Genomic DNA, 251 nt, shown 5'->3' with positions numbered 1-251 from the left:
GCAGGCGCGCAAGGCTTCGCGGTCGAGACCGCGGCGCTCGGCTTCGGCCGGCGACAGGTAATCCATCGACTCGGGCCGGTCCTCGGCATAGGTCAGCACCAGGTCGCCGGCCAGCGGCTCGATCACGAACGCGCTGCGCGCGCCGCCGCCGATCGAGCGCGCCTGCTGCAGCGCCAGCTCGTGCCAGGCGCGGGTCTTGAGCACCGGCAGGATCGCGTCGTCGCGCGCGGCTTCGGCACCGCGATCGAAGC

Annotated in this window: 1 protein-coding gene; it reads right to left on the bottom strand. The window is 73.7% G+C overall.

Annotated features, from left to right (window positions below):
• Positions 1–251, bottom strand: a 251-nt coding sequence (locus HKX41_12495; protein ID NNC24955.1) for a hypothetical protein, incomplete at both ends; no start/stop codon positions are given.

Origin of the sequence: Salifodinibacter halophilus (assembly GCA_012999515.1) — a bacterium.
Classification (GTDB): Bacteria; Pseudomonadota; Gammaproteobacteria; order Nevskiales; family Salinisphaeraceae; genus Salifodinibacter; species Salifodinibacter halophilus.
The sequence above is the reverse complement of the archived record's forward strand: the minus strand, read 5'-3'. Positions and strand labels throughout refer to the sequence as shown.